We start from the raw sequence: 17,091 nt of genomic DNA on the forward strand, positions 1-17,091 counted from the left end.
CCGGAGACCTCGTGGGACCCATCGCACGCATGGCCCGGATGAGAGTGAGGCAGCCACCCCATGCCCCCCTTCGACGTCCCCGAGGGCGACCCCTTCGGCCCGCACAACCTTCCCTACGGCGTCTTCTCCCCCTCTTCTCCCTCCTCCCCCGCCGGCTCCGACCCGGCCCACCGCAGGGTCGGCGTCCGCCTCGGCGACCACGTCCTCGACGCGGGCGCTGCCGCACGCGCGCTCGGCTCGCCGTACGCCTCCCTCCTCGCCCAGCCCTCGCTGAACCCGCTCCTGGCCGCAGGCCGCACCGCTTGGTCGGACGTACGGCGCGCGCTGACGGCCTGGGTCACGGTGCCCTCCCACCGGGACGTCATCGAGCCCCTCTTCCACCCCCTGTCCTCGGTGACCCTGCACCTGCCCTTCGACGTCGCCGACTACGTCGACTTCTACGCCTCCGAGAACCACGCCCGGAACGTGGGCCACATCTTCCGCCCGGACGCTGCGGACTCCCTGACCCCGAACTGGAAGCATCTGCCCATCGGTTACCACGGCCGCTCCGGCACGGTGATCGTCTCCGGCACGGACGTCGTCAGGCCGTCGGGCCAGCGCAAGGCCCCCTCGGACCCGGAGCCGGTCTTCGGCCCGTCGGTCCGCCTGGACATCGAGGCCGAGGTCGGTTTCGTGGTCGGGGTGCCCTCGGAGCGGGGGAAGCCGGTGGGGCTGTCCGCCTTCCGCGAGCACGTCTTCGGGCTGTGCCTCCTCAACGACTGGTCCGCTCGGGACGTCCAGGCCTGGGAGTACGTCCCCCTCGGCCCGTTCCTCGGCAAGTCCTTCGCCACGTCGGTGTCCGCGTGGATCACCCCGCTCGACGCGCTGGAGGAGGCACGGGTGGCACCCCCGGAGCGCACCCACTCTCTGCTGCCGTATCTGGACGACGCGCAGGAGGAGCCCGGTGGTTACGACCTGCGGATCTCGGTCGCCGTCAACGGTCATGTCGTCTCCGAGCCCCCCTTCTCCACCATGTACTGGACGGCCGCCCAGCAACTCGCCCACATGACCGTGAACGGCGCCTCCTTGCGCACCGGCGACCTCTACGGCTCGGGCACGGTCAGCGGCCCCACCGAACGCGAGCGCGGCTCCTTGCTGGAACTGACGTGGAACGGCCGTGACCCCCTCGAACTCCCCGACGGCAAGCGCACCTTCCTGGAGGACGACGACGTGGTGACCCTGTCGGCCTGGGCCCCCGGCCCGGGCGGCGTCCGGGTGGGCCTGGGCGAGGTGACGGGACGGATCCTGCCGGGGTGACCCGGCCCCGCACGCATCGGGCTGACTCCGGGGGCGCCCACCGTCATACTGGCGGCGGGCGCCCCTGGACGAGGCCGCCCACCGTGCGATGAACCGCGCTCCCCGCGCACCCGAGCCACACCCCCGTACCCCGCAGTGCCCCACTCCTCCCGCCTTCCGACCAGGATCCGGAGCCCGTGGCATGACCGTCTGCCTGCTCCTGCTGAGCGTCGTCGCTCTGACGGCCGCCGTGCCGGTCCCGCGTGCGCTGACCCGGGCGGTGTGGCCGGAGCGGGAACCCGTGGTGGCGCTCTGGGTGTGGCAGTGCCTGGTCGCCACCGTGCTGCTGTGCTGCCTGACCGCCCTGATGCTGGGCGCGGCCGCCGTCTTCCACACCGTCCGCGCCCATGTCTTCGCGCCCGCGCCGGAGGCGGTGACCGAGGCGTACGACCTCTCGACCACGCCGCCCTGGGCGGCCGCCCTGACCCTGCTGCTGGCCTGCGGTGCCGCGTGGACCACCGCCATGCTCGCCCGTGAACTGGTCGAGGCCCGCAGGCGCCGCGGCAGGGCCCGCGCCCACCTGCGTGAACGCGCCCCCGACCTGCCCGCAGGGCTGGGGTCGGCCCGTGGTCCGCTGCTGGTGCTGGAGGACGAGTACCCCGACGCATGGTGGCTGCCCGGCCACCCGCCCCAGCTGATCGTCACCACCGGCGCCCTGCACCGCCTCACCGCCCACCAGCTCGACGCGGTCCTCACCCATGAGCGCGGCCACGCCCGCGCCCACCACGACTGGCTCCTGCACCTCTCCACGGCCCTTGCCACCGGCTTCCCCCGTATCCCTCTCTTCGCCCATTTCTGCGACCAGACCCACCGCCTGGTCGAACTCGCCGCCGACGACACAGCCTCCCGCCGCTGCGGCCACCTGACGACGGCCCTGGCCCTGATCGAGCTGAACCAGCACCGCGGCGTCCTGTCCTGCGCCTCCAGCCACCGCCTCCTCGGCGAACGCGTCGACCGCCTCCTCGAACCGCCCCCGCGCCTGGGCCGCAGGCACAGGGCCCTGACGACCACGGTGGCGGCGCTGGTGCCGTTGCTGCCCCTGCTCATCACCTTCGCCCCCGGGCTGACAGCACTGGGATAGCGCGGTCGGCGGCGGCGCGCGTTGGCGGGCACGGCGGTGACCGGCATGGTGGTGGCGGGCACGGCGGTGACGGGAACGGTGGTGGCGGGCACGGTGGGACGGCAAGTGGCAGATCTTGCTGCCCAGCCAGAGAAACACCAGGTCAGCTCGTTATCTGACGCCTCGAAGACTGGCGCAACACTTCCGCAACACCACTATCCCTACCGGGTAGATATGGTTCCGCCATGCCGCCCACCGACCGCATCCGAGACCACGCCGGCCAGGGCGCGACCACCGTCGCCGCCCACCGTGCGCGGCGTCGGCTGCGCGCCGATCAGGCACGGCAACTCGCCGACCTTCTCCGCCACCAGATCCTCACCGGCGGCTTCACGGCCGGCACCCTGCCGCACGAGACCATCCTCGCCACCGACTACCGCGCCTCCCGCAACACCGTCCGCCAGGCCCTCGACCTCCTCCGCGCGGAGGGGCTCGTGGAACGCCAACCCGGCGTCGGCACGGTGGTCGTGGCCCAGAAGTACCCCCATGGCCTCGACCGCCTCATGGGCCTCGCGGAAACCCTGCGCGAGCACGGCAACGTCACCAACGAGGTCCGCACCATGGGCCCCGTCCCCGCACCCGCACCGGTGGCCGACCGCCTCCGTGTCCCGGCCGGTGCCGACGTCCTCTACATCGAACGTCTGCGCCGCCTGAACGGTCTCCCCCTCTCGCTCGACCTCACCTACATCCCCCTTGACATCGGCACCGCCCTCCTCGACTGCGACCTCGAGAACACCGATGTCTTCCGCCTCCTGGAATCCATCACCGGCCGACCCCTCGGCCACGCCGAGATCACCCTCGAGGCGGTGAACGCGGACGCCAACTCCGCCGCCGTACTGGAGGCCCCGCGCGGAGCGGCGGTCCTGATGCTGGAACGCCTCACCCACCTCGCCGACGGCCGCCCCGTCGACCTGGAGTTCATCCGCTTCCGCGGCGACCGCATCACGATGAGCGGTCTGCTGCACCGCTCCTGCTGACACCCCCTTCGCCTTCCTCTCGTCCCGCCTTCACCCCTTCATCGTTCGGCAGGACCTCACCGGTTCACTGCCGCGCGGGAAATCTCAGGAAATCTCTGGAGACAGCCATGCCCTTGGTGCCCCAGCGGGCCGACGTGCCCGTGACCATCGACGAGTCGAAGTGCATCGACGGCTGCACGCTCTGCGTGGACATGTGTCCGCTGGACTCCCTCGCCATCGACGAGAACAACGGCAAGGCGTACATGCACGTCGACGAGTGCTGGTACTGCGGCCCGTGCGCGGCCCGCTGTCCCACCGGAGCCGTCACGGTCAACATGCCCTATCTGCTCCGGTGAGAGGCCCCCACCCCATGAAGCACAAAGCACTCCTCGCTGCCTCCCTCCTGGTCCTGCCCCTCACCGCCTGCGGCGGCAACGCGGCGGCCGGGGACGACGGCTCCACGGTCACGGTGACCGTCGGCTACCAGTCCAAGACCATCAACACCGTCACCGCGGGCACCCTGCTGCGCTCGCTGGGCTACTTCGAGAAGCAGCTCAACGCCCTGCACGACGGCCACACCTACAAGGTCGACTGGCAGGACTACGCCACCGGCGCCCCCATCACCGCCCAGATGACCGCCGGGAAGATCGACATCGGGTCGATGGGTGACTTCCCGCTGCTCATCAACGCGGCCCGGGGCAAGCAGCTCGGCCGCCCCACCCACCTGGTCTCGGTCACCGGCTACAACCTCCGCGGCGGCCTCAACACCATCGTCACCGCGCCCGGCTCCCAGCTCACCTCCCTCAAGGACCTCAAGGGCAAGAAGGTCTCGACGAGCGTCGGCTCAGCCGCCGACGGCACTCTCGTGCGAGCCCTGCAGCGCGCCGGCATCGACCCGGAGAAGGGCATCGAGAAGCTCAACCAGCAGCCCGCGGTGGGCGCCTCGGCCCTCGTGGGAGGCAGCGTGGACGCGCTCTCCCAGTTCGTCGCCTGGCCCGGCCTGCTCGCCTTCCAAGGCAAGGCGAAGGCTCTCTACGACGGTGCCCAGCTCGACCTGCCGACCTTCCACGGCGTCACCGCCCGCGAGGACTTCGCGAAGAAGCGCCCGGCCGTCCTCGAGGCGTTCCTGAAGGCCCAGGCGGAGGCGACCGACTACCTCGACGGCCATCCCGTGGACGCCGCCGGAAAGGTCGCCAAGGCCACCGGCCTGCCCGCCGAGGTCGTCTACCTGTACAACGGCGCCCACGGCATCTCCACCTTCGACCCGGCCGTCAAGCCGCAGCTCGTCTCCGCCCTGAAGGAGGACGTGTCCGTCCTGAAGGCGGCCAAGCTGACCGGTGACGTGGACGTGGACTCCTTCGTCGACGACCAGTACGTCAAGAAGGCCCTCGGCTCGTCGTACACCAAGCAGCTCGCCTCCTCGCCGCCGCCCGCCACGAGCGAGGTCTGGCCGAAGGGCGCCACACAGACGCAGACCTTCAAGACCCCCGCCGAACTGCTCGGCTACGTCGCCGAGCACCGTGACGGCATCCGCGCGGCCTACGTCCCCGACGCCACCACCGGCACCCTCTGGTTCGCCGACAAGGCGGTGTGGGTGGCCGACGGCGACCGACTGCTGCCCTTCGTCGCCCCGGCGACCGCCCAGGCGTACGTCGCCGGCCACGGCGGGGCACGTGTCATCACGTACGACGACGCTCTGGGGCGTGCCTCATGACCGGCACCCCCCTGTACCGGCGGCCGATCGGCCGGTACGCGCTGCGGGTGACCGCCCTCGCCGCGGCCCTCGGCCTCTGGCAGCTCCTGACCAGCCTGGACGTCGACCTCTGGCTGCGCTTCTCGCAGTTCCCCACGGTCACCGACGTCGCCCGTGCCTTCGCCGACCGCCTGTCCGGGCCCGACTACTGGACGGACCTCACCGACAGCCTCACCCGCATCGTCACCGGCTTCCTGCTCGCCGCCGTGCTGGGCGTGGCGACGGGCGTGCTCGTGGCGCGCTCGCGGCTCGCCGAGGACCTGCTCGGCCCGGTCCTGGAGGTAGTCCGCCCCATCCCGGCGATCGCCCTGGTCCCCGTCGCGATCCTCCTCTTCCCCTCCAACGAACAGGGCATCGTCTTCATCACCTTCACCGCCGCCTTCTTTCCGGTACTGGTCTCCACCCGGCACGCGGTCCGCGCGCTGATCCCCGTGTGGGAGGAGGCGGTGCGCACCATGGGCGGCGGCCGGTGGCGGATTCTGGGCTCGGTGATCCTGCCGGGCGCCCTGCCCGGCATCTTCGGCGGTCTGTCGGTCGGCATCGGCGTCTCGTGGATCTGTGTGATCTCCGCCGAGATGATCTCCGGCCAGTACGGCGTCGGCTACCGCACCTGGCAGGACTACACGATCGTCAACTACCCGGGCGTGTTCGTCGGCATGGTCACCATCGGCGTGCTCGGCTGGCTGACCTCCACGGCCGTGGAACTCCTGGGCCGCCGCCTCACCCGCTGGCTGCCGCGCACCTCGTACGTGCCCGGCGCCCGAGCCCGAACCGTCGCGCCCACTCGGCCGCAGCCCACTCCCACCCCCGCACGCGAGGCCGAGGAGGCACGCGATGAGCACCTCGTCTGAGACGCGGACGGCGCCCGCCAAGGCGGCGAGTGCCTCGGAGGCCCCCGCGCGCGGCACCCGCCTCACGCTCCACGCCGCCACCCTGGGCCGCCCGGACGCCCCCGCCCTGGCCGGCGTCGACCTGGACGTCGCCCCCGGCGAGATCCTCACCGTCGTAGGCCCCTCGGGCTGCGGAAAGTCCACCCTGCTGCGCACCCTGGCGGGCCTGCTGTCCCCACTGGCCGGGGAGATCACCCAGGACGGGCGCCCGCTGCCCGGCCCCTCCGGCGACCGCGCCCTGATCTTCCAGGAGGACGCCCTCCTCCCCTGGCGCACCCTGCGCGCCAATGTGGAACTCCCGCTGGCCATCCGGGGGGTGGCTCGCTCCGAGCGACGCGCCCAGGCCGAGGCGTGGCTGGCCCGGGTCGGACTCGCCGAGTCCGCCCGCCAGTTGCCGCACCGCGTCTCCGGCGGCCAGCGCCAGCGCGCCCAACTGGCCCGCGCCCTGGCCGGACAGCCGCGCGCCGTCCTCATGGACGAACCGTTCGGCGCGCTCGACGCGCAGACCCGCGCCGGCATGCAGGACCTGCTGGTGGAGGTGTTGCACGGCACCGGCGCGACCGTCGTCTTCGTCACCCACGACGTGGACGAGGCGCTGTTCCTGGGCGACCGCGTGGCCCTCCTCGGCGCGGGCGGCCTCCACGCCGTACGGGACGTACCGCGCCCGCGGGAGCGCACGGCGCACGACGACCCCGCGCGGGTGGCGTTGCGACGCGACGTCCTGACTTCCTTCAGTACGTGACACAGCACGTGAAAGGCATCCTGGTGGCTACCCCGGACACCCCTCTGCAGATCCCCGCGCTCGCCGACGCCGAGGAACTGACCTGCGACGTCCTCGTCATCGGCGGCGGCACCGCAGGCACCATGGCGGCCCTCACCGCCGCCGAGCACGGCGCGAACGTGCTGCTCCTCGAGAAGGCCCACGTCCGTCACTCCGGCGCGCTCGCCATGGGCATGGACGGCGTCAACAACGCGGTCATCCCCGGCCGCGCCGAGCCCGACGACTACGTCGCCGAGATCACCCGCGCCAACGACGGCATCGTCGACCAGTCCACCGTCCGCCAGACCGCCACCCGTGGCTTCGCCATGGTGCAGCGGCTGGAGTCGTACGGCGTGAAGTTCGAGAAGGACGAGCACGGCGAGTACGCGGTCCGCCAGGTCCACCGCTCCGGCTCCTACGTGCTGCCGATGCCGGAGGGCAAGGACGTCAAGAAGGTCCTGTACCGGCAGCTGCGGCGGCGCGAGATGCGGGAGCGGATCCGGATCGAGAACCGGGTGATGCCGGTGCGCGTGCTGACGGCGGGCGAGGGCGCGGACCGGCGTGCGGTGGGGGCCGCGGGCTTCAACACCCGCACCGGCCAGTTCGTGACCGTCCGCGCGGGCGCGGTGATCCTGGCCACCGGTGCCTGCGGCCGCCTGGGCCTGCCCGCCTCCGGCTACCTGTACGGCACCTACGAGAACCCGACCAACGCGGGCGACGGTTACGCGATGGCGTACCACGCGGGCGCCGAGCTGACCGGCATCGAGTGCTTCCAGATCAACCCGCTGATCAAGGACTACAACGGTCCCGCCTGCGCCTACGTCGCCAACCCCTTCGGCGGCTACCAGGTCAACCGGCACGGCGAACGCTTCGTCGACTCCGACTACTGGTCGGGCCAGATGATGGCCGAATTCGCGGCGGAGGTCGCCTCGGACCGCGGCCCGGTCTACCTGAAGCTGAGCCACCTGCCGGAGGAGTCGGTGTCGGCCCTGGAGTCGATCCTGCACTCCACCGAGCGCCCCACCCGCGGCACGTTCCACTCCGGACGGGGCCACGACTACCGCACCCACGACGTCGAGATGCACATCTCCGAGATCGGCCTGTGCGGCGGCCACTCGGCCTCCGGCGTACGCGTCGACGACCACGCCCGTACGACCGTCCCCCGCCTGTACGCCGCCGGCGACCTCGCCTGCGTCCCGCACAACTACATGATCGGCGCGTTCGTGTTCGGGGACCTGGCGGGCGCGGACGCCTCCCAGTACGCGGCGTACGACGGGGAGCTGCCTCCTGACCAGCTTCGGGAGGCGCACGAGCTGATCTACCGCCCGCTGCGCAACCCGGACGGGCCGCCGCAGCCCCAGGTCGAGTACAAGCTGCGCCGCTTCGTGAACGACTACGTGGCCCCGCCGAAGTCCGGCGCCCGTCTCTCCCTGGCCCTGGAGGCCTTCGAACGGATGCGGGACGACATCGCCGCGATGGGCGCGGGCACCCCGCACGAGTTGATGCGGTGCGCGGAGGTCACCTTCATCCGTGACTGCGCGGAGATGGCGGCGCGCGCCTCCCTGGCCCGTACGGAGTCCCGCTGGGGTCTCTACCACGACCGGCTCGACCACCCCCAGCGCGACGACACGTCCTGGTTCCACCACCTCGACCTGCACAAGTCCCCCTCCGGTGCGATGGAGTTCACGGCCCGTCCCGTGGCTCCGTATCTGGTTCCGATCGACGAGTTCACCCCGGTCGGCGGTGCCTCCCGTCATCTCGGCGAGGTCCACCCCGAGCAGGTGGCCACGGCCGGTGCGCGTGAGGTGGCGCCGGTGGCTCCGGTACCGCCCGGTCAGGAGCCCGCCACGTCCGCGGGAGCCGCTCACCCCGAGGCCGACGGGGAGGTGCCGACCTCGCCCCGCCTTGTCGCTCTCCTCGCCCTCGCCGAGGAGGAGCCCGAACTCTCCGCTCTCGACTGCTACTTGACCGACGCGGAGCCCGCCGTCCGCCGCACGGCCGTCACGGTTCTGACCGAGACGGTGCCGCCCGGGACCGGCCCGGCGCTCGCCGCGGCGCTCGCGGACACCGACGCCGGCGTCCGCGCCGCAGCGGCGGCCTCACTGCGCGAACTCGTCGAGACGCTGCCGCCCGAGCCCGCCCTGCGCGGCCGTCTCGCCGCCGCGGTGTCCGGCGGCGCCGACCCGGTCGTCCGCGCCACGGCCCTGGACGTCCTGCGCGCCCTGCGCCTCGGCGACGCCCCCCTCTTCACCACCGCCCTCGCCGACTCCGACCCATCCGTCCGCATCGAGGCCGTCCGCGCCCTCGTCTCGGTCGACGCGGTCGTGCCCTTGGCCCAGGCGGCCACCAAGGATCCGTCCCGCGAAGTCCGGGTCACCTTCGCCAAGGCGCTGGGGACACTGGCGGCCGGGGCGTCGGACGAGGCTCCGGCGGGGGACGATGACTCAGGTCAGGCTTCCGCAACGGCCGGAGCCTTGGTCCACCCCCCAGCGGTACCCGACACAGACGCCCTCCGGTCCGCCCTCACCGCCCTCACCCACGACTCCGACGCCCTCGTACGCGGCGCCGCCTACGAGGCGTTGGCCTCCGCCGGCTGCCCGGCCCCGCTGGCCGAACGGGCCGTGGCCGCGCTGACTGACCCGGCCTGGCAGGTCCGTGCCGGTGCGGCCACCGCTCTGTCGGCCGCCGTACCCGAGGTCGCCGTCCCGGCCCTCGCCAAGGCGCTCGCCGACCCGAACGCCGACGTCCGAAAGGCGGCGGTCCTGGCCCTGACCCGGCACACCTCCGCCGAGGAGGCCCGCGCGGCCCTCGCCACGGCGACGACGGACTCGGACGCCGACGTCAGGGCGTACGCGGCACGGGCCCTGTGACGGTGCCCCCGCGCCGAGGCCTCGGGTCTATATCCAGTCCTCCGGCTCCGGTTCCGCCTCCGGCTCGGGCCAGTCGTCGTCAGCGGCGGCACTCGGTTCGCCTCCGCCGGCCGGAGTCGAGCCGGGTGCCGCGCCCAGGCCGGCCAGCACCGCTACGACGCCCTCCCCGTACGTGGCGAGCTTCTTCTCACCGACCCCGCTGATGCCGCCGAGTCCTCGCACCGATGTCGGCCAGGCCGTGACGATCTCCCGCAGCGTCGCGTCGTGGAAGATGACGTACGCCGGGACGCCTTGCTCGCGGGCCTGCTCGGCGCGCCAGGCGCGCAGGGCCTCGAAGGCGGGGAGCAACTCCTCGGGCAGTTCGGCGGCGGCCGCCTTGGCCTTGCCCTTGCCGGAGGAGCCGCCGGACGACGAGCCCGACGCCTTCGAAGTCACCGGCTTCTTCGGCTCCTTGCGCAGCGGCACCTCACGTTCCCGCCGCAGCACCGCCCCGCTGTCCTCGGTCAGCACCAGCGTGCCGTAGTCCCCCTCGACCGCCAGCAGTCCCTGCGCGAGCAACTGCCGTACGACGCCGCGCCATTCGCCCTCGGCGAGGTCCTGGCCGATGCCGAAGACGGACAGCTGGTCGTGGTCGAACTGGATGACCTTGCCGGTCCGCTTGCCCAGCAGGATGTCGACGATCTGCACCGCACCGAACTTCTGCCCCCGCTCCCGCTGCAGCCGCACCACCGTGGACAGCACCTTCTGGGCCGCGACCGTGCCGTCCCAGGTCTCCGGCGGGGTGAGGCAGGTGTCGCAGTTGCCGCAGGCCGGCGCGTCGGGGTTCTGGCCGAAGTAGGCGAGTAGCTGACCGCGACGGCACTGGGCCGTCTCGCACAGCGCCAGCATCGCGTCCAGGTGGGATGCCGCCCGGCGACGGAACGCCTCGTCGCCCTCCCCGGACTGGATCAGCTTGCGCTGCTGTATGACGTCGTTGAGGCCGTACGCCATCCAGGCCGTGGACGGCAGTCCGTCACGGCCCGCCCGGCCCGTCTCCTGGTAGTAGCCCTCGACGGACTTGGGCAGGTCGAGGTGGGCCACGAAACGGACGTCCGGCTTGTCGATGCCCATCCCGAAGGCGATGGTCGCGACGACGACCAGGCCCTCCTCGCGCAGGAACCGGGACTGGTGCGCCGCGCGCGTGCCCGCGTCCAGACCGGCGTGGTACGGCACCGCCTCGATGCCGTTGCCGGACAGGAACTCGGCCGTCTTGTCCACCGAGTTGCGCGAGAGGCAGTACACGATGCCCGCGTCACCCGGGTGCTCCTCGCGCAGGAAGCTCAGCAGCTGCTTCTTCGGGTCGGCCTTCGGCACGATCCGGTACTGGATGTTGGGCCGGTCGAAGCTCGCCTCGAAGTGGCGGGCCGTCGGCATGTTCAGCCGCTGGGTGATCTCCTGGTGCGTCGCGCGCGTGGCCGTCGCCGTGAGCGCGATCCTCGGCACGTCCGGCCAGCGCTCGCCGAGCAGGGACAGGGCGAGATAGTCGGGGCGGAAGTCATGGCCCCACTGGGACACGCAGTGCGCCTCGTCGATGGCGAAGACCGAGATCTTGCCGCGTGACAGGAGGTCCAGAGTGGATTCCAGGCGCAGCCGCTCCGGGGCCAGGTAGAGCAGGTCCAGCTCGCCCGCCAGGAACTCGGCCTCCACCACCCGCCGCTCGTCGAAGTCCTGCGTGGAGTTCATGTACCCGGCGCGCACACCGAGCGCCCGCAGCGCGTCCACCTGGTCCTGCATCAGCGCGATGAGCGGGGAGACGACCACGCCCGTACCGGGTCTGACCAGGGCCGGGATCTGGTAGCACAGCGACTTGCCGCCACCGGTCGGCATGAGGACGACGGCGTCCCCGCCGGCGACGACATGCTCGATGATCGCTCCCTGCTCACCACGGAAGGCCTCGTACCCGAAAACCCGGTGCAGTGTGGCGAGCGCTTCGCTCTCGGTCACCTCTGGCATCTCGCTGATCCCGCCCGTCCCGGCCATCGTCCTGTCCCCCGCACGTCGTCCCTCGACCACTGCCCCCACGATAGGGGTCCGCACCGACAGCCCCTCGAGTTATCCACAGGCTCTCCTCGTGACACCCGGTGCTCAGCGGTGCTCATCGCGGGGCCGCACCGCCCGACCACGTGCGAAGGCCCCGGCTCCCACGAGGGAACCGGGGCCCACGCCCGCGTACCGCGCGCCGGTCAGCGCACGAACACTCCTGCCTGACTCGCCAGGTCCAGGAAGTACTGCGGCGCCACACCCAGCACCAGCGTCACCGCGACGCCGACGCCGATCGCCGTCATCGTCAGCGGCGACGGCACGGCGACGGTCGGGCCCTCGGGCCGCGGCTCGCTGAAGAACATCAGCACGATCACGCGGATGTAGAAGAACGCCGCGATCGCCGACGAGATCACACCGACCACGACCAGCGGGGCCGCACCGCCCTCCGCCGCCGCCTTGAACACGGCGAACTTCCCGGCGAACCCGGAGGTCAGCGGAATGCCCGCGAAGGCCAGCAGGAACACCGCGAACACGGCCGCGACCAGCGGCGAACGCCGGCCGAGCCCCGCCCACTTCGACAGGTGGGTCGCCTCGCCTCCGGCGTCCCGCACCAGGGTCACCACGGCGAACGCGCCGATCGTCACGAACGAGTACGCCGCCAGGTAGAACAGCACCGAGGACACACCGTCGGGCGTGGTCGCGATGACACCCGCGAGGATGAATCCCGCGTGCGCGATCGACGAGTACGCCAGCAGGCGCTTGATGTCGGTCTGCGTGATCGCGACGATCGCACCGCCCAGCATGGTGACGATCGCGACGCCCCACATGACGGGCCTCCAGTCCCAGCGCAGGCCCGGCAGCACCACGTACAGCACCCGCAGCAGGGCACCGAACGCGGCCACCTTCGTCGCCGCCGCCATGAAGCCGGTCACCGGCGTCGGCGCGCCCTGGTACACGTCGGGGGTCCACATGTGGAACGGCACCGCGCCCACCTTGAACAGCAGGCCCATCACGAGCATCGCGGCGCCGACGAGCAGCAGCGCGTCGTTGCCCATGGTGTCCGCGAGCGCCGGGTCGATGTTCTTCACCGTGCCGTCGACGACCTGCGCGATCCTCGCGTACGACACGGAGCCCGCGTACCCGTACAGCAGGGCGATGCCGAAGAGGGTGAACGCGGAGGCGAAGGCGCCGAGCAGGAAGTACTTGACCGCGGCCTCCTGCGACATCAGCCGCTTGCGGCGGGCCAGCGCGCACAGCAGGTACAGCGGCAGCGAGAAGACCTCCAGGGCCACGAACAGCGTCAGCAGGTCGTTGGCCGACGGGAAGACCAGCATGCCGGCGACGGCGAACAGCAGCAGCGGGAAGACCTCGGTCGTGGTGAACCCGGCCTTCACCGCCGCTTTCTCGCTGTCGCTGCCCGGCACCGACGCGGCCTGCGCGGCGAAGGAGTCGACGCGGTTGCCGTGCGCCTCCGGGTCGAGCCGCCGCTCTGCGAAGGTGAACAGGCCCACGAGTGCGGCCAGCAGGATCGTGCCCTGCAGGAAGAGAGCCGGCCCGTCGACCGCGATGGCACCCATCGCGGCGATGCGTGCCTTCGTCGTGCCGTACCCGTCGGCCGCGAGCGCGACGACCGCGGCGAACGCGGCGACGAGGGCGACGACGGACACGAACATCTGGGCGTAGTAACGGGACTTGCGCGGGACGAACGCCTCGACCAGCACCCCGACGAGCGCCGCGCCCACGACGATCAGGGTGGGCGACAGCTGCCCGTATTCGATCTTCGGCGTGTCGATCTTGGAGATCGGGTCGGCCGCGGTTGTCCACAGGCTGTGGACGGCTGCTGCGCTCACTTGGCCGCCTCCACCTCGGGCTGGGGGTCCTTCTTGTGTACGTCTGACAGGGTCTGCTTGACCGCCGGGTTGACGATGTCCGTGACGGGCTTCGGGTAGACGCCCAGGAAGATCAGCAGCACGACCAGCGGGGCGACGACCAGCAGTTCACGCGCCCGCAGGTCGGGCATCGCGGCGACCTCCGGTTTCACCGGGCCCGTCATCGTCCTCTGATAGAGGACGAGGGTGTAGAGCGCGGCGAGCACGATGCCGAAGGTGGCGATGATGCCGATCGCCGGGTACCTGGCGAAGGTGCCGACCAGGACCAGGAACTCGCTCACGAACGGCGCGAGTCCCGGCAGCGACAGGGTCGCCAGACCGCCGATCAGGAAGGTGCCGGCGAGCACCGGGGCGACCTTCTGCACACCGCCGTAGTCGGCGATGAGCCGCGAGCCGCGCCGGGAGATCAGGAAACCGGCGACCAGCATCAGCGCCGCCGTCGAGATCCCGTGGTTGACCATGTACAGCGTGGCGCCGGACTGGCCCTGGCTGGTCATCGCGAAGATGCCCATGATGATGAATCCGAAGTGCGAGATCGACGCGTACGCCACCAGCCGCTTGATGTCCCGTTGGCCGACGGCGAGCAGCGCCCCGTAGATGATGCTGATCAGCGCCAGTACGAGGATGACGGGCGTCGCCCACTTCGAGGCCTCCGGGAACAGCTGGAGGCAGTAGCGGAGCATCGCGAAGGTGCCCACCTTGTCGACGACCGCGGTGATGAGCACGGCGACCGGGGCGGTGGACTCCTGCATGGCGTTGGGCAGCCAGGTGTGCAGCGGCCACAGTGGTGCCTTCACCGCGAACGCGAAGAAGAAGCCGAGGAACAGCCAGCGTTCGGTGTTGGTCGCCATGTCGAGCGTGCCGTTGGCCCGCGCCTCGGCGATCTCCTGGAGGGAGAAGTTCCCCGCGACCACGTACAGCCCGATCACCGCGGCCAGCATGATCAGGCCGCCGACGAGGTTGTACAGCAGGAACTTCACGGCCGCGTACGACCGTTGTGTGGACGCCGCCTTCTCACCGTGCTCGTGGGCACGGTCCCCGAAGCCGCCGATGAGGAAGTACATCGGGATGAGCATGGCTTCGAAGAAGATGTAGAAGAGGAAGACGTCGGTGGCCTCGAAGGAGAGGATCACCATCGCCTCGACGGCCAGGATCAGGGCGAAGAAGCCCTGCGTGGGCCGCCAGCGCCGGCTTCCGGTCTCCAGCGGGTCGGCGTCGTGCCAGCCCGCCAGGATGATGAACGGGATCAGCAGGGCGGTCAGCGCGATGAGCGCCACCGCGATGCCGTCCACACCCAGCTCGTACCGGACCCCGAAGTCCTTGATCCAGGAATGCGATTCGGTGAGCTGGTAGCGGCCGCCGTCGGGGTCGAAGCGGACCAGGATGGTGATCGCCAGTGCGAGGGTGGCGAGCGAGACGAGCAGCGCCAGCAGTTTGGCGGCGTTGCGCCGGGGGGCAGGTACGGCGGCTGTGGCGATGGCCCCGAGGGCCGGGAGCGCCGCCGTCGCTGTCAGAAGGGGAAAGGACATCGGTATCAGACCGCCCTCATCAGCAGGGTCACGGCGATGAGGACCGCCGCACCGCCGAACATCGAGACCGCGTAGGAGCGCGCGAATCCGTTCTGCAGCTTGCGCAGCCGTCCGGAGAGGCCACCGACGGAGGCCGCCGAGCCGTTGACGACCCCGTCGACCAGGGTGTGGTCGACGTACACCAGCGACCGCGTGAGGTGCTCGCCACCGCGGACGAGGACGATGTGGTTGAAGTCGTCCTGGAGCAGGTCGCGTCGGGCGGCCCGGGTGAGCAGCGACCCGCGCGGGGCGACGGCCGGGACCGGGCGGCGGCCGTACTGGCTGTAGGCGATCGCGACGCCGATCACCAGGACCACCATCGTGGAGAGGGTGACGGTGAGGGCGCTGACCGGCGAGTCGCCGTGGGAGTGTCCGGTGATGGGCTCCAGCCAGTCCACGAAGCGGTCACCGATGCTGAAGAACCCTCCGGCGAAGACCGATCCGACGGCCAGCACGATCATGGGGATCGTCATGACCTTGGGCGACTCGTGCGGGTGCGGCTCGGTGTACTCGCCGCGGGTCTCCGCGGCCGGTTCGACACTGGGCTCGGCCGGGGACGGCGTCGGGGCGTGGCGCCAGCGTTCTTCTCCGAAGAACGTCATCAGCATCACACGCGTCATGTAGTACGCCGTGATGGCCGCGCCGAGCAGGGCGCAGCCGCCGAGGATCCAGCCCTCGGTGCCGCCCTTGGCGAACGCCGCCTCGATGATCTTGTCCTTGGAGAAGAAGCCGGACAGGCCCGGGAAGCCGATGATGGCGAGGTAGCCGAGTCCGAAGGTGATGAAGGTGATGGGCATGTACTTGCGCAGGCCGCCGTACCTGCGCATGTCGACTTCGTCGTTCATGCCGTGCATGACCGAGCCGGCGCCGAGGAACAGGCCGGCCTTGAAGAAGCCGTGCGTCACCAGGTGCATGATCGCGAAGACGTAGCCGATGGGGCCGAGGCCCGCCGCGAGGACCATGTAGCCGATCTGCGACATGGTCGAGCCGGCCAGCGCCTTCTTGATGTCGTCCTTCGCGCAACCGACGATCGCACCGAAGAGGAGCGTGACGGCGCCGACGACGGTCACCACGAGTTGTGCGTCCGGGGCCGCGTTGAAGATCGCTGCGGAGCGGACGATCAGGTACACGCCGGCGGTCACCATGGTGGCGGCGTGGATAAGGGCCGAGACCGGGGTCGGGCCCTCCATCGCGTCCCCGAGCCAGGACTGCAGCGGGACCTGGGCGGACTTGCCGCAGGCGGCGAGCAGCAGCATCAGGGCGATGGCGGTGAGTTTGCCCTCGGAGGTGTCGCCGACGAGTCCGGGCTCACCGTGGGTGCCGAGGACGGGGCCGAAGGCGAAGGTCCCGAAGGTCGTGAACATCAGCATGATCGCGATGGACAGGCCCATGTCGCCGACCCGGTTGACCAGGAACGCCTTCTTCGCCGCGGTGGCCGCGCTGGGCTTGTGCTGCCAGAAGCCGATCAGCAGGTAGGAGGCGAGACCGACGCCCTCCCAGCCGACGTACAGCAACAGGTAGTTGTCGGCGAGGACGAGCAGCAGCATCGCCGCGAGGAACAGGTTGAGGTAGCCGAAGAAGCGGCGGCGCCGCTCGTCGTGCTCCATGTACCCGACCGAGTACAGGTGGATCAGCGAGCCGACGCCCGTGATCAGCAGCACGAACGTCATCGACAGCTGGTCGAGGCGGAAGGCGACGTCCGCCTGGAAGCCCTCGACCGGGATCCAGGTGTACAGGTGCTGCGTCAGCGTGCGGTGTTCGGCGTTCTTGCCGAGGAGGTCGGCGAAGAGGACGAGGCCGAGCACGAAGGAGGCGGTCGAGAGGGCGGTGCCGACCCACTGGCCGACGGCGTCGAGCCGACGGCCGCCGACCAGCAGGACGGCCGCTCCGAGCAGGGGCGCCGCGATCAGCAGCGCAATCAGGTTCTCCAC

The 17,091-nt window shown here is 71.1% G+C and carries 12 protein-coding genes; 8 read left to right on the plus strand and 4 right to left on the minus strand.

Going from position 1 to position 17,091, the window contains the following annotated elements:
* The first annotated feature begins 60 nt into the window (after positions 1–60).
* From fahA to ACGFNV_RS11410, 8 genes are all read left to right on the plus strand, one after another.
* Positions 61–1,296 (plus strand): fumarylacetoacetase, encoded by a 1,236-nt coding sequence (gene fahA / locus ACGFNV_RS11375; RefSeq protein ID WP_393621367.1) that lies wholly within the window; start codon positions 61–63, stop codon positions 1,294–1,296.
* A gap of 181 nt (positions 1,297–1,477) precedes the next feature.
* Positions 1,478–2,416 (plus strand): M56 family metallopeptidase, encoded by a 939-nt coding sequence (locus ACGFNV_RS11380; RefSeq protein ID WP_393621369.1) that lies wholly within the window; start codon positions 1,478–1,480, stop codon positions 2,414–2,416.
* Positions 2,417–2,640: 224 nt separating this feature from the next.
* A complete protein-coding gene (locus tag ACGFNV_RS11385; protein WP_393621371.1) occupies positions 2,641–3,429 on the plus strand; it encodes a GntR family transcriptional regulator in 789 nt (262 codons plus the stop codon).
* A 107-nt stretch (positions 3,430–3,536) separates the two neighbouring features.
* Positions 3,537–3,764 (plus strand): ferredoxin family protein, encoded by a 228-nt coding sequence (locus tag ACGFNV_RS11390; protein ID WP_133927755.1) that lies wholly within the window; start codon positions 3,537–3,539, stop codon positions 3,762–3,764.
* A 14-nt stretch (positions 3,765–3,778) separates the two neighbouring features.
* Positions 3,779–5,122: an ABC transporter substrate-binding protein gene (locus ACGFNV_RS11395; RefSeq protein WP_393621373.1), complete on the plus strand. Its 1,344-nt coding sequence runs from the start codon at positions 3,779–3,781 to the stop codon at positions 5,120–5,122.
* Positions 5,119–6,012 (plus strand): ABC transporter permease, encoded by an 894-nt coding sequence (locus tag ACGFNV_RS11400; RefSeq protein WP_393621374.1) that lies wholly within the window; start codon positions 5,119–5,121, stop codon positions 6,010–6,012. The genes ACGFNV_RS11395 and ACGFNV_RS11400 overlap by 4 nt, the downstream gene beginning before the upstream one ends.
* Positions 5,996–6,793 (plus strand): ABC transporter ATP-binding protein, encoded by a 798-nt coding sequence (locus tag ACGFNV_RS11405; RefSeq protein WP_393621376.1) that lies wholly within the window; start codon positions 5,996–5,998, stop codon positions 6,791–6,793. Before ACGFNV_RS11400 ends, ACGFNV_RS11405 begins: the two co-directional genes overlap by 17 nt.
* Positions 6,794–6,816: 23 nt before the next feature.
* Positions 6,817–9,681, plus strand: a complete 2,865-nt coding sequence (locus tag ACGFNV_RS11410; protein ID WP_393621504.1) for a fumarate reductase/succinate dehydrogenase flavoprotein subunit — start codon at positions 6,817–6,819, stop codon at positions 9,679–9,681.
* Between the two features lie 27 nt (positions 9,682–9,708).
* Here ACGFNV_RS11410 and recQ read toward each other — a convergent pair whose 3' ends face one another.
* The 4 genes from recQ to nuoL all read right to left on the minus strand — a co-directional run bounded on the left by recQ (position 9,709) and on the right by nuoL (position 17,091).
* Complete coding sequence (recQ, locus tag ACGFNV_RS11415; RefSeq protein ID WP_393621505.1) at positions 9,709–11,700, minus strand: DNA helicase RecQ; 1,992 nt, start codon at positions 11,698–11,700, stop codon at positions 9,709–9,711.
* 203 nt (positions 11,701–11,903) lie between these two features.
* Positions 11,904–13,553, minus strand: coding sequence for an NADH-quinone oxidoreductase subunit NuoN (gene nuoN / locus ACGFNV_RS11420; RefSeq protein ID WP_393621378.1), 1,650 nt, complete (start codon positions 13,551–13,553; stop codon positions 11,904–11,906).
* On the minus strand, positions 13,550–15,121 hold the full coding sequence (locus tag ACGFNV_RS11425; RefSeq protein ID WP_393621380.1) for an NADH-quinone oxidoreductase subunit M: 1,572 nt from the start codon (positions 15,119–15,121) through the stop codon (positions 13,550–13,552). Before ACGFNV_RS11425 ends, nuoN begins: the two co-directional genes overlap by 4 nt.
* 5 nt (positions 15,122–15,126) lie before the next feature.
* A complete protein-coding gene (gene nuoL, locus ACGFNV_RS11430; protein WP_393621382.1) occupies positions 15,127–17,091 on the minus strand; it encodes an NADH-quinone oxidoreductase subunit L in 1,965 nt (654 codons plus the stop codon).

The sequence above is a fragment of the Streptomyces sp. NPDC048751 genome (assembly GCF_043198595.1).
GTDB lineage: Bacteria > Actinomycetota > Actinomycetes > Streptomycetales > Streptomycetaceae > Streptomyces.

Coding starts and splice junctions, on each gene's coding strand:
- fahA (WP_393621367.1), top strand. CDS start 61: ATGCCCCCCTTCGACGTCCCCGAGGGCGACCCCTTCGGCCCGCACAAC.
- ACGFNV_RS11380 (WP_393621369.1), top strand. CDS start 1,478: ATGACCGTCTGCCTGCTCCTGCTGAGCGTCGTCGCTCTGACGGCCGCC.
- ACGFNV_RS11385 (WP_393621371.1), top strand. CDS start 2,641: ATGCCGCCCACCGACCGCATCCGAGACCACGCCGGCCAGGGCGCGACC.
- ACGFNV_RS11390 (WP_133927755.1), top strand. CDS start 3,537: ATGCCCTTGGTGCCCCAGCGGGCCGACGTGCCCGTGACCATCGACGAG.
- ACGFNV_RS11395 (WP_393621373.1), top strand. CDS start 3,779: ATGAAGCACAAAGCACTCCTCGCTGCCTCCCTCCTGGTCCTGCCCCTC.
- ACGFNV_RS11400 (WP_393621374.1), top strand. CDS start 5,119: ATGACCGGCACCCCCCTGTACCGGCGGCCGATCGGCCGGTACGCGCTG.
- ACGFNV_RS11405 (WP_393621376.1), top strand. CDS start 5,996: ATGAGCACCTCGTCTGAGACGCGGACGGCGCCCGCCAAGGCGGCGAGT.
- recQ (WP_393621505.1), bottom strand. CDS start 11,700: ATGGCCGGGACGGGCGGGATCAGCGAGATGCCAGAGGTGACCGAGAGC.
- ACGFNV_RS11425 (WP_393621380.1), bottom strand. CDS start 15,121: ATGTCCTTTCCCCTTCTGACAGCGACGGCGGCGCTCCCGGCCCTCGGG.